This window comes from Streptomyces sp. NPDC003036, from assembly GCF_040611175.1.
Classification (GTDB): domain Bacteria; phylum Actinomycetota; class Actinomycetes; order Streptomycetales; family Streptomycetaceae; genus Streptomyces.
In genome coordinates this window covers 40,958-52,406 of record NZ_JBEXNO010000049.1, presented here as the reverse complement: position 1 = coordinate 52,406, position 11,449 = coordinate 40,958, and the positions used below count along the sequence as shown (strand labels likewise).

Annotated in this window: 8 protein-coding genes, 1 pseudogene and 1 riboswitch; of the genes and pseudogenes, 6 read left to right on the top strand and 3 right to left on the bottom strand. The window is 72.7% G+C overall.

What is annotated here, in order from left to right; genetic code table 11:
* Positions 1–159: 159 nt before the first annotated feature.
* Together ABZX67_RS28840 and ABZX67_RS28835 are read left to right on the top strand one after the other, a co-directional pair.
* Positions 160–1,110: pseudogene (locus tag ABZX67_RS28840) on the top strand (SWIM zinc finger family protein); the annotation flags it as partial.
* A 24-nt stretch (positions 1,111–1,134) separates the two neighbouring features.
* A complete protein-coding gene (locus tag ABZX67_RS28835) occupies positions 1,135–2,727 on the top strand; it encodes a DUF5691 domain-containing protein (RefSeq protein ID WP_355366073.1) in 1,593 nt (530 codons plus the stop codon).
* 237 nt (positions 2,728–2,964) lie between these two features.
* On the opposite strand, the gene ABZX67_RS28830 is transcribed toward ABZX67_RS28835, so the two are convergent.
* Complete coding sequence (locus tag ABZX67_RS28830) at positions 2,965–3,372, bottom strand: cobalamin B12-binding domain-containing protein (RefSeq protein ID WP_355366071.1); 408 nt, start codon at positions 3,370–3,372, stop codon at positions 2,965–2,967.
* A 198-nt stretch (positions 3,373–3,570) separates the two neighbouring features.
* Here ABZX67_RS28830 and ABZX67_RS28825 point away from each other — a divergent pair, with 198 nt between their 5' ends.
* Both ABZX67_RS28825 and ABZX67_RS28820 read left to right on the top strand, forming a co-directional pair.
* A complete protein-coding gene (locus tag ABZX67_RS28825; RefSeq protein WP_355366068.1) occupies positions 3,571–4,338 on the top strand; it encodes an alpha/beta fold hydrolase in 768 nt (255 codons plus the stop codon).
* 229 nt (positions 4,339–4,567) lie between these two features.
* Complete coding sequence (locus tag ABZX67_RS28820; protein ID WP_355366065.1) at positions 4,568–5,926, top strand: M23 family metallopeptidase; 1,359 nt, start codon at positions 4,568–4,570, stop codon at positions 5,924–5,926.
* A gap of 21 nt (positions 5,927–5,947) precedes the next feature.
* Here ABZX67_RS28820 and pcrA read toward each other — a convergent pair whose 3' ends face one another.
* A complete protein-coding gene (gene pcrA / locus ABZX67_RS28815; RefSeq protein ID WP_355366062.1) occupies positions 5,948–8,401 on the bottom strand; it encodes a DNA helicase PcrA in 2,454 nt (817 codons plus the stop codon).
* A gap of 198 nt (positions 8,402–8,599) precedes the next feature.
* A riboswitch (cyclic di-AMP (ydaO/yuaA leader) is annotated at positions 8,600–8,756 on the top strand.
* Here pcrA and ABZX67_RS28810 point away from each other — a divergent pair.
* Complete coding sequence (locus ABZX67_RS28810) at positions 8,755–9,669, top strand: C40 family peptidase (RefSeq protein WP_355366059.1); 915 nt, start codon at positions 8,755–8,757, stop codon at positions 9,667–9,669. It overlaps the preceding riboswitch by 2 nt.
* A gap of 22 nt (positions 9,670–9,691) precedes the next feature.
* On the opposite strand, the gene ABZX67_RS28805 is transcribed toward ABZX67_RS28810, so the two are convergent.
* Positions 9,692–10,045 (bottom strand): hypothetical protein, encoded by a 354-nt coding sequence (locus tag ABZX67_RS28805; RefSeq protein ID WP_355366056.1) that lies wholly within the window; start codon positions 10,043–10,045, stop codon positions 9,692–9,694.
* A 291-nt stretch (positions 10,046–10,336) separates the two neighbouring features.
* On the opposite strand from ABZX67_RS28805, the gene ABZX67_RS28800 reads away from it, so the two are divergent.
* Positions 10,337–11,434 (top strand): NlpC/P60 family protein, encoded by a 1,098-nt coding sequence (locus ABZX67_RS28800; RefSeq protein ID WP_355366053.1) that lies wholly within the window; start codon positions 10,337–10,339, stop codon positions 11,432–11,434.
* The last annotated feature ends 15 nt before the right edge of the window (positions 11,435–11,449 follow it).

Genomic DNA, 11,449 nt, shown 5'->3' with positions numbered 1-11,449 from the left:
AAGGAAGCGGCGCGACGGAAGCCGCGCAACAGGTCAAGCTCAGAATCCGCTCAAGTCGTGTGGCCCCCCGGCCCACCCGGGGGGCAGCGCACGTCCGGGCCCCCCGGCCCCCCCCCACCACCCCCCCACCACCCCCCGGCGGCCCGCCCCCCCCCCGCACGCCGGTCGGCCCGGATCACCGCGGGCGCGCGGGAGTTGGAGCAGCGGCTCGCCGATCTGCTGCGCGGCGGACTCGCCTCCGCCGACCAGGCGGGGTACGGGCTGTGGGAGGAGACGGCCGCCCGCATGGTCGACGCGCAGGCCCCCGGGCTGGCCGGCCGCGTCAGGGAGCTGGGCGCGATACCGGGCTCGGGCCCGGGCTGGCCGGTGCGGCTGCTGGAGGAGTGCGCGCTGACGCACCTCCTCGACCAGGCGTGGCTCGGCATCGACCGGCTGCCCGAGCCCCTGGCCGCGACCGTACGCACCCGCGTCGGGCTCACCGCGCCCGCCGACGGCCCGGCCGTACGCGACCACTGGACGGTCCTCGCCCAGTACGACACCACGGACGGCAAGCTCACCACGCGCCGCATCTGGCTGCACGGGCGGGACAGCGGCCGCACGGCCCTGCTCCTCTCCTTCGGCGCCGCGGGACGGGCACCGCAGCTCGCCCTGCCCGTGGGCGTGGTCATCGACGCCGAGGTCACGCCGCACGCGGGCGCCGGACAACTGCGGGCCGAGCTCGGCCCGCAGTTCTCACCCCCGGTCCCGGCCGAAGGGCCGCCGCCCGGCGGCACGGTCACGGACGCGCTCGCCGCGTACGGACGCGCCCTGCGGGAGGATCCGTGGCTGGACGCCTGGCCGGTGACGCTCGCCGACGTCATACCCGTGCCGTCACAGGACGGCACCTGGCAACTGTCCGCGGCCGACGGCGCGTCCGCGCTGCCGGTCGCCCCCGCCGCGCTCGGCCGCGCGGGCCTGTGGCGGCTGGTCGCCCTCTCCGGCGGCGGCCCCGTCACCGTCTTCGGCGAGTGCGGGCACCGGGGCTTCACCCCGCTCGCCGCCTGGTCGGCGGAGACGCCCGAGACCGTTCCACCCGAGACCGTTCCACCCGAGACCGTTCCGCTCATCTGACGCCGGCCTACGGAGGACGACGCCATGACCACCACCACATCCTGGGAAGACCTCGTCACCTCGGCGCTGCTGGGCACCGAGCGGCGGCCGCCCGGCGCCGACGTCATGCCGCCCGGCGGTGCTCCCGCGAAGGACGCGCCGGTCGCGCTCCTGGACGCCGCCGCCCTGCACACCGTGCGGCGCAGAGCCGGTCTGCTGCCCGCGCCCGCCGCCGCCCCGCCCGAACCGGCGCCGCACGATCCGCGGCCGCCCGTCCCCGAAGCGGCCCGCCGCCGGCTCACCCAGCTGCTCGCCGACCGGACCGGGCCGTCCCAGGGCGGCGGCCGGCGCGGAGCGGCACCCGACCTCACCGAGCTCCTGCCCCAGTGGCTCGCGACCGCGAACGAGCGCGGATACCGGGCGCCCGCCTCCGCGCTCCCCGCCCTGCTGGACGCCGCCCGCGCCCGCACCGACCTGCGGCCCCAGGCCCTCACCTTCGCCGGGCCGCGCGGTCTGTGGCTCGCCCGGTTCAACCCGGAGTGGCGGTTCGCCCTGCGCGGCGCCTCAGGGGTGGCCGCGCTGCCCGCGCCCGACGACGCCCAAGCGGTACGGAGCCTGTGGGAGGAGGGCCTCTTCGCCGAGCGCGTCGCCCTGCTGGCGGCCGTACGGGCCCACGAGCCGGGCGCCGCGCTCGCGCTGCTGCGCTCCACCTGGCCCACCGAACGGGCCGAGGACCGGCTCATGTTCCTCGACTCCCTGCGCACCGGCCTCTCCGACGCCGACGAGCCCTTCCTGGAAGAGGCGCTCTCCGACCGCAGCCGCAACGTCCGCGCGACAGCCGCCGAGCTGCTGTCCGCGCTGCCGCAGTCGGCGCTGGCCGGGCGCATGGCCGCGCGGGCGGCGTCGTGCGTCAGCCTCGACCGCACCGGCGACACCGCCGTGATCTCGGTCGAGGCGCCGCACGAGTGCGACGCCGGCATGCAGCGCGACGGCGTCCTGGCGAACCCGCCCGCCGGGCGGGGCGAGCGGTCCTGGTGGCTCGGCCAGCTGGTCGAGGCCACGCCGCTCTCCGCATGGCCCGCGCGGCTCGGCGGGCGCACGCCGGAGGAGATCGTCGCGCTGCCCGTCGCCGACGACTGGTGCGACGAGCTGCACGCCGCGTGGTGCCGGGCGGCGGTCCGGCAGCGGGACGCGGCATGGTCGCGGGCCCTGCTCGGGCCGCCCGCGACCCCGCCGGCCTCGCTGGCCGAGCGGTCCAAGCTGCTGTCCGCCCTGCCCGCGGACGAACGCGCCCGGTGGGTCGCCGACTTCATCGCCGCGCACGGCCTGTCGGAGGCGTTCCAGCTGCTCGGCGTCTGCGCCGTGCCCTGGGCGGAGCCGCTGGGCCGCGCGGTGGTCGACGCCCTGGACATCGCCCGCGACGCCGGAAGCTACCCGTGGAGCTTCAGCGGCGTGATGGGCCTCGCGGAACGCTGCCTCGACCCCGCCGAGGTGGCCCGCCTCGAGGTCCTCACCGCCGTGCCCGACGAAGCGGAGGACGCGTCCCCCGGAGCGGGCGGCTACTGGTCGGAGGCGTTCCAACGGCTGGTGTCGACGCTCCGGCTGCGCGCGACGATGCGGAGGGAGCTCGCGCCGTAGTTGATGTCGCGGGGCCGGCCGTGGCTTGTGCCCGGTGGGCACTGGGCGGGGGCTGGGGGCTCCGGTGGGGGGTGGCCGGACTCTCGTTCACCGCGCTTCGCGCGCGTTCAGTCGTTTGACGTCCGGCCACCCCCCACGCTCCGCCCCCGGCCGCCTCACGGAGTCGGGACCGATCCACCGTGGGTGCATCCCACCCCGGTGGGCGCCGATGGGCTGGTGGTCTGCGGGCCGACCCGCCTACGCGGCGACGCGGACGTTGGCGTTGACCCAGTCGACGATCGACGCCGTCGTCGCACCCGGCGTGAAGATCTCCGCCACGCCCTTCTCCTTCAGCGGCGCGATGTCCGCCTCCGGGATGATCCCGCCGCCGAAGACCTTGATGTCCTCCGCGTCCCGCTCCCTCAGCAGCTCCAGCACCTTCGCGAACAGCGTGTTGTGCGCGCCCGAGAGGATCGAGAGGCCGATCGCGTCCGCGTCCTCCTGGATCGCGGTGTCCACGATCTGCTCCGGCGTCTGGTGCAGGCCGGTGTAGATGACCTCCATACCGGCGTCACGCAGGGCCCGCGCGATCACCTTGGCCCCGCGATCGTGGCCGTCGAGACCCGGCTTGGCCACCACCACGCGGATCGGACCGGTCACACCCATCACTGCCTCCACATGCGTCCCCCGTGGGTATATCCCGGGGAGGTGAACGAACGTTATCGACAGCATCCCGCAAGCAGCCGTTTCACGGTGAATACCGAGGGGGAAATCACACGTGGGACATGCTCGTGAGGGGAATCCTCACGTCGGCGCGGCGTGGCGCGGTGCCTCGTGTGCCGGTGCGGGAGGGCGAGGTCGGCCATGAGGGTCATCGCGCTGTTCAAGGCCACGGCCCTGGAGCTGGCCATCCTCGCCTGCCATCTGGTCCTCTACCCCACCGGTGTCGCCCCGGAACGCCGCCGCCCCGCTCCGCCCGCAGGCGTCGGCGGGCGGCCACCCGTCGTGCTGCTGCACGGGTTCATCGACAACCGTTCCGTCTTCGTGCCGCTGCGCCGCTCCCTCGCCCGGTCCGGCTGGCCGCTCCAGCACCTGGAGTCGCTCAACTACTCCCCTCTCACCTGCGATCTGCGCACCGCCGCCGCCCTGCTCGGCCGCCATGTCGAGGACGTCTGCGCCCGCACCGGCCACCCCGAGGTGGACGTGGTCGGGCACAGCCTCGGCGGGCTGATCGCCCGCTACTACGTGCAGCGGCTCGGCGGCGACCGGCGCGTACGCACGCTGGTCACGCTGGGCACGCCGCACGGGGGCACCACCTTCGCCCCGTTGGCCGGCGCCCACCCCCTGGTCCGGCAGATGCGTCCCGGCTCGTCCGTCCTGCGGGAGTTGAGCGAGCCCGCGCCCCGGTGCCGTACGCGTTTCGTGAGCTTCTGGAGCGATCTCGATCAGGTGATGATCCCCGCCGAGACGGCGTGCCTGCGCCATCCGGACCTGATCACGGAGAACGTCCGCGTCACCGGGATCGGCCACCTGGCACTCCCGGTCCACCCGGCGGTCGCCGCCGCGGTCCGCCAGGTGCTGGAGTCCGAGGAGCCGACCGCCGGAATGGCGGATTCCGTGTCAGTGGCGTGAACGCAACGCCACAACCATCGAACGGATTTCGAACGTACGGCCAAGGCTCTGTGTGTACTCCGCCGAAAGGCGGCTGAATGCCCGTTTCCCCCGGACCCGAGACTCTCGGAAGATTGTCGCTTGCGCATACCGCCGGGTACAGTCGCGCCCACTGCTTTCCCCTCTGGGGTTCCCCATCCCGGGGGCCGCGCCCAGACCTGGTCCTGCTGCCGAGGCGAGAGAGAAGTTGGTGAACGACCAGCACCCCCACGCCGGGTACGTCGGAGACGACGCCTACACCACGGGCAGCCACGGCACTGGCAGTTACACCACCAGCACGTACGACACCGGTGCCTATGACACCGGTGCCTTCGCGACCGACCCGCTCTTCGGCGCCCTCCCCGGGTCCTATGACGGTACCCAGCAGGCGAGTTATGACACCGCCGGTTACCAGAGCGGTTACGGCGCGGGGCACAGCGGCCAATACGACACCACGCAGTGGGACGGCGCCACCACCGGTTACGTCGAGTACTCCGAGTACACCGGCCAGTGGGACGCCGGCGCCTGGAACAACCAGACGCAGAACGACCAGCCGCAGAACGACCAGCCGCAGTACGACACCGGCGCCTACGACGCCACCGCCTGGCACTACGCGCCCACCGAGACGTTCGTACCGGAGCAGTACGACTACGCCTCGGCAGAGGCCCTCCAGCCGGAAGCTCCTCACGAAGAAGCCCCCGAGCCGGAACACGGGCCGGCGCAAGAGCCGGCGCACGACGCGGAGGCCGTGGCCGACGCCGCGACCGTCGCCGCGCCCGTCATCCCCCGTCCCGCCCGCCGCTCCGGCGGAGGCGGCGGCGGCCGTGGCCGACGGCGTACCCCCGCGAAGCGTTCCGCGCTCTTGACCGTCGCCGTGCCGTCCGCCTGCGTGATGGGTGTCGCCGGAATCGCGGCGGCCTCCGTCAGCGGCCTCACCGGAGGCGAGCAGAAGGCCGAGGCCAAGCCGGTGACCGCTGAGGACCCCTCCTCCGTCAAGACCGTCGCCGCCGCCAACAGCGCCCTGGACACCCAGCTCGCCGCGCTCAGCGCCGACGCCCGGGACTTCGGCGACCGCGCCAGCCGCACCCAGGAGCGCATCGACCTCAAGAACCGCCAGGAGGCCGAGCGCAAGAAGCGCGAGGAGGAGGCCGCGCGCCGCGAGGCGATGCGCCCCAAGTTCGCGCTCCCCGTCAAGCTGCACCAGCTCAGCGCGTACTACGGGCAGGCCGGCGTCAACTGGATGTCCCTGCACAGCGGTATCGACTTCCCCGTGCAGTACGGCACGCCCGTGATGGCCGCCACCGACGGCACCGTACGCACCCAGTGGAACAGCGCCTACGGGAACATGGCGATCGTGACCGCCAAGGACGGCACCGAGACCTGGTACTGCCACCTCAGCAGCACCAAGATCCGGTCCGGCGAGGTCAAGGCCGGTGACGTCATCGCGTACTCCGGCAACTCCGGCAACTCCACCGGACCGCACCTGCACTTCGAGGTACGGCCCGGCGGCGGCTCCCCGATCGACCCGCTGCCGTGGCTGCGCAGCCACGGCCTCGACCCGACCGGGTGAACCGGTAGCCGGTTCAGCCGGCTAGAGCTTCTCGACCGGCGCGTACCGCAGCAGCAGCCGCTTCGGCTTGTCGTCCCCGAAGTCGATCGTCGCCTGCGCGTCCCCGCCCGCGCCCGTCACCGCCATCACGGTCCCGAGCCCGAACTGGTCGTGCGTCACCCGGTCCCCGACCGCCAGCGCGATCACCGGCTTGTCGGTCGTACGCCGCGTGGCGAAGCCCGACGGGCCGGAACGGGACCGCGAGGACGACAGGGAGGCCGTGATCCCGGATGCCGGGCCGCCGGACGACGGCTTGGCCATCGCGCCCGTGCGCTTCCACTCCAGGTGCTGGGCCGGGATCTCCTCCAGGAACCGCGAGGGCGGGTTGTACGAGGGCTGGCCCCACGCGCTGCGCATCGACGACCGCGTGAGGTAGAGCCGCTCGCGGGCGCGCGTGATGCCCACGTACGCCAGGCGCCGCTCCTCCTCCAGCTCCTTGGTCTGGCCGAGGGCGCGCATGTGCGGGAAGACGCCGTCCTCCATGCCCGTCAGGAACACCACCGGGAACTCCAGGCCCTTGGCGGTGTGCAGCGTCATCAGCGTGATGACGCCGGAGCCTTCCTCGTCCTCGTCCGGGATCTGGTCGGAGTCGGCGACCAGCGCCACCTGCTCCAGGAACTCGGCGAGCGTGCCGGGGTTCTCGCCGCGCTCCTGCTCGAACTCCAGGGCCACGGCGGCGAGCTCCTGGAGGTTCTCGATGCGCGTCTCGTCCTGCGGGTCGGTGGATGCCTGCAGCTCGGCGAGGTACCCGGTGCGCTCCAGGACCGCCTCCAGGACCACGGCCGGTCCGGCGCCGGACTCGGCGATGGTGCGCAGCTCGTCCAGCAGCGTGTTGAACCGCTTCACGGCGTTCGCGGAGCGCGCCGCCATGCCGTACGCCTCGTCGACGCGGCGCAGCGCCTGCGGGAAGGTGATCTTCTCGCGGAGCGCGAGCGCCTCGATCATCGCCTCGGCGCGGTCGCCGATGCCCCGCTTGGGCACGTTGAGGATGCGGCGCAGCGGGACGCTGTCCTCCGGGTTCGCCAGCACGCGCAGGTACGCCAGGACGTCCCGGACCTCCTTGCGCTCGTAGAAGCGGACGCCGCCGACGACCTTGTACGGCAGGCCGACGCGGATGAAGATCTCCTCGAAGACACGGGACTGGGCGTTCGTCCGGTAGAAGATCGCGACGTCGCCGGCCTTCGCCTCGCCCGCGTCCGTCAGCCGGTCGATCTCGTCGGCGACGAACTGCGCCTCGTCGTGCTCGGTGTCCGCGACGTACCCGATGATGCGCGTCCCGGGGCCGGCGTTCGTCCACAGGTTCTTGGGGCGGCGGCTCTCGTTGCGCTCGATCACCGCGTTGGCGGCGGAGAGGATGGTCTGCGTGGAGCGGTAGTTCTGCTCCAGCAGGATCGTCGTCGCGTCGGGGTAGTCCTCCTCGAACTGGAGGATGTTGCGGATGGTCGCGCCGCGGAAGGCGTAGATCGACTGGTCGGCGTCACCCACGACGCACAGCTCGGCCGGGTCCAGGTCCTCGTAACCGGTGCCCACCAGTTCGCGTACGAGCGTGTACTGGGCGTGGTTGGTGTCCTGGTACTCGTCGACGAGGACGTGGCGGAAGCGGCGGCGGTAGTGCTCGGCGACGTCCGGGAACGCCTGGAGCAGGTGGACCGTCGTCATGATGATGTCGTCGAAGTCCAGGGCGTTGGCCTCGCGCAGCCGCGCCTGGTACATGCGGTACGCCTCGGCGAGCGTCTTCTCGAACCCGTCGGCGGCCTGGTCGGCGAAGGTCTCCTCGTCGATCAGCTCGTTCTTCAGGTTGGAGATCTTGGCGCTGAAGGACTTCGGCGGGAACTTCTTCGGGTCCAGGTCCAGGTCGCGGCAGACCAGCGCCATGAGGCGCTTGGAGTCGGCGGCGTCGTAGATCGAGAAGGACGACGTGAAGCCGAGCCTCTTCGACTCGCGGCGCAGGATGCGCACGCACGCGCTGTGGAAGGTCATCACCCACATGGCGTTGGCGCGCGGGCCGACGAGCTGCTCGACGCGCTCCTTCATCTCGCCGGCGGCCTTGTTGGTGAAGGTGATCGCCAGTATCTGGCCCGGGTGGACGTGCCGCGTGGCCAGCAGGTGGGCGATGCGGTGGGTCAGCACCCGGGTCTTGCCCGAGCCGGCACCGGCGACGATGAGCAGCGGCGAGCCGGTGTGGACGACGGCGGCGCGCTGCTGGTCGTTCAGCCCCTCCAGCAGCGCGGCGGGGTCCACGACGGTGCGCGGCGCGCCGTCGCGGTGGTACGCGTCCCGGGCCGGGGGCACGTCGTAACGGTCCCCGAAGAGGTCGTGCGGGACCTCCTCCGGGGCCGGGGCGTGGTCCTCGGCGTCCTCGGGGGGCGGCGGCGGTTCCTCGGAGGTGTGGTTCCGCAGGTCCGCCAGGAAGCTGTCGTCAAAGAGGCTGCTCATCGCCTATCGAGTCTAGGCCGCCCCACTGACAGTCGGGGCCGAACCGGTTTCGTCGCTCACCGCCACCTCGCATAAGCGCAGCGTAAAGGTCACGAAAATGTATCCGGCATATCGAACATCATCCTTCACAGCACCACCACACGTTGGCTAGCGTGCCGCACAAGCGGGCCGTTCCCTCATCGGCGAACCACGCCGATCGGACCGCCCACGCCGAATCCACTTCCCCCGCACGGGAGTTGGAACCGGGGACCCACCATGCACCATGGGGTGAATCGGCCGTTTCCGCAGGCCGTAGGGCACCTTCCGTTCGCCCGAACCCGCCGGTTGACCCGGTAGGCGGTCTACGGAAGGAGATGCCGGCCTTGGCGTCGCATCGCAAGCCGCGCAGCCGCACCACCCGCACGTTCAGTACGTTCGGTTCGTTTGGTACGAATTCCCCCGCCGTCGGGGTCACGACGGCCGCCATCGCCTCGGTCACGACCCTGCTGTCCGCTCAGTCCGCCCAGTCCGCCGAAGCCGCACCGGGCCGGCCGACGGTCGAGGAGGTGCAGAGAAAGGTCGACGACCTCTACCGGCAGGCCGGCACGGGTACGCAGGCGCAGCGGTACGCCACTCCCGTCCAGCCCGTCCAGCCCGTGCAGCCCGTCCAGCCCGCACGACCTCTACCGACCGCCACGCCCGTCAGTGATGTCGTCGAGGTGGCGAAGGCGGAGCCCGCCGCGCGGCAGGCCGAGTCGGCGAAGACCCCGGAGGCGCTGCGGGCCGGCAAGCGGACGGTGCAGCGCAAGCTCGCGGAGGCGCGCACCCTGCTGGCATCGCGGACGGAGACGCCGGCGGAGACGCCGGCGCACGAACCGGCGTACGAACCGGCGTACGAACCGGAAACCTGCGGGACGGAGACGGGCCCCGACCGCGCCGCAGCCAAAGCCGACAAGGTGCTGGCCTTCGCCCGCGCCCAGCTCGGCAAGCCGTACGTGTGGGGCGCGGCCGGCCCGAGCTCGTACGACTGCTCCGGTCTGACCCAGGCGGCCTGGAAGGCGGCGGGTGTCGACCTGCCGCGTACCACCTGGGAGCAGGCCCATGTCGGCACGCGCGTCTCCATGGACGAGCTGCGCCCCGGCGACCTGGTGTTCTTCTACGACGACATCAGCCATGTCGGCATCTATCAGGGCGACGGCGTGATGATCCACGCCCCGCGGCCCGGGATGAACGTACGCGAGGAGCCGGTCCACTCCATGCCGGTGTCCGGCTGCGTGCGCCCCGCGTAAGAGAGACCCCGGACCTCAGACCTCAGGTCCAGAGCGTCGCGATGAAGATGTTGGCGACGGTGAGACCGCCCACGGCGCCGAACAGCGGCTTGTCGACCGTCTCCTCGTCCCGCTTGACGTAGACCAGGCCGAGAATGACGACCAGGATCGCGAGCTTCACGCCGATCTTGATGTTGTTCACGGTCTGCTCGTCGGCCTGGTTCAGCCCGACCAGGGCGACACCCGTGACCAGCATGGTCAGCGCGCCGTGCAGCATGCCGGGGCTGAAGCGCGCCGTGCCCGCGCCCATCGCCTTCATCTGGGACAGGAAGCCGCCCAGCAGGGCGCCGATGCCGATGATGTGCAGCGCGACGAAGACATTGATGAGTACGTCCATGCGCCGGAGCCTAACCGGGGCCATAGCACCGGCCCCCGGTCGGGGTTGCCTCATTCGTCGCCTCGGTCACAGCTGATACGGAATGTGAGGTTCCAGGCGCGTCGCCGCCGACGGAAGCCGCTCCCGAACTCTCACCTGCGGGCAATTGCGGTCACTCCGCCTCACCACCGTGACCGGCGGGCTTAGCGTCCTCCCCCAGGTGGCCGGTTCTCCCACCGCCGTCTTCCGACTCCCGGACGGCGGCCGGCCACCCCACCCACACGTGACAGGGAAGGGAAGTGACCCGCCCTCGTGGCAGCTCACCCAGAACCTCCGAAGCACCGCAAGCACCGCAAGCCCCGGCAGAGATCCCTGAACGGATCGGCGGCCGGGCGCACCGCCGCCGGCTTCGTCCTCGCCGGGGCGGCGACCGCCACGGTCCTCGGCGGCGCCGGGCACGCGGAGCCCCGCCTCTCCCCCGCCCAGATCAGGACCGAGGTGGACCGGCTGCACCGGGAGGCCGAGGAGGCCACCGAGCGGTACAACGGCGCCAAGGAGCAGGCCGACAAGGCGCGCTCCTCGCTGGACGCCCTGCGTGACGAGGCCGCCCGCCGGACGGAGCGGCTCGCCGCCACCCGTAACGCGCTCGGTTCCGTGGCCACCGCCCAGTACCGGCACAGGGGGCTCGACCCCGCCCTCCAGCTCGCCCTCTCCACCGACCCGGACGCCTACCTGGAGGGCGCCGCCCTCGCCGAGCGCGCCGGGACCCGCCAGGCCGACGCCATCGCCGCCGTGCGCCGCGAGCTCGCCGGGATCGCGCAGCTGCGCGCCGAATCAGGCGGCCACCTGCGCGAACTGGAGGCCCGCCAGGCCGAGCTGCGCCGCCACAAGGCCACGGTCCAGCAGAAGCTCGCCGCCGCCGAGCGCCTCCTGGGCCGGCTGTCCGCCCCCGAACGCGCGCGGTACGAGAACCCCGGCGCGGGCACGGGCGCGGGCCCTGGCGCGGGTACCGGCCCGACGGCCGGGAACCCCCCGCCGGCGGGAGCGCGGCAGGCGCCCAACGCGCGCGCCGCGCAGGCCGTCTCGTACGCGTACGGGGCCCTCGGCAAGCCGTACGTCTGGGGCGCGACCGGACCGTCGGCCTTCGACTGCTCGGGGCTCACGCAGGCCGCGTGGCGCTCCGCCGGGGTGGCCCTGCCCCGTACCACGTACACCCAGATCAACGCCGGACAGCGCGTCCCGCGCTCCGCGCTCGCCCCCGGTGACCTGGTGTTCTTCTACTCCGGGATCAGCCACGTCGGCCTCTACATCGGCGGCGGCAAGATGATCCACGCACCGCGGCCCGGCGCGCCCGTACGGATCGCGCCGATCGACGAAATGCCGTGGGCGGGAGCGACCCGGGTCGCGTAGGGTCCCGGATCCATG

What these genes read in the sequence shown, in the direction of transcription:
- ABZX67_RS28830 (WP_355366071.1), bottom strand. Translation starts at nt 3,372, where the DNA reads ATGGGTGTGACCGGTCCGATCCGCGTGGTGGTGGCCAAGCCGGGTCTC.
- ABZX67_RS28825 (WP_355366068.1), top strand. Translation starts at nt 3,571, where the DNA reads ATGAGGGTCATCGCGCTGTTCAAGGCCACGGCCCTGGAGCTGGCCATC.
- ABZX67_RS28810 (WP_355366059.1), top strand. Translation starts at nt 8,755, where the DNA reads ATGCCGGCCTTGGCGTCGCATCGCAAGCCGCGCAGCCGCACCACCCGC.
- ABZX67_RS28805 (WP_355366056.1), bottom strand. Translation starts at nt 10,045, where the DNA reads ATGGACGTACTCATCAATGTCTTCGTCGCGCTGCACATCATCGGCATC.
- pcrA (WP_355366062.1), bottom strand. Translation starts at nt 8,401, where the DNA reads ATGAGCAGCCTCTTTGACGACAGCTTCCTGGCGGACCTGCGGAACCAC.
- ABZX67_RS28835 (WP_355366073.1), top strand. Translation starts at nt 1,135, where the DNA reads ATGACCACCACCACATCCTGGGAAGACCTCGTCACCTCGGCGCTGCTG.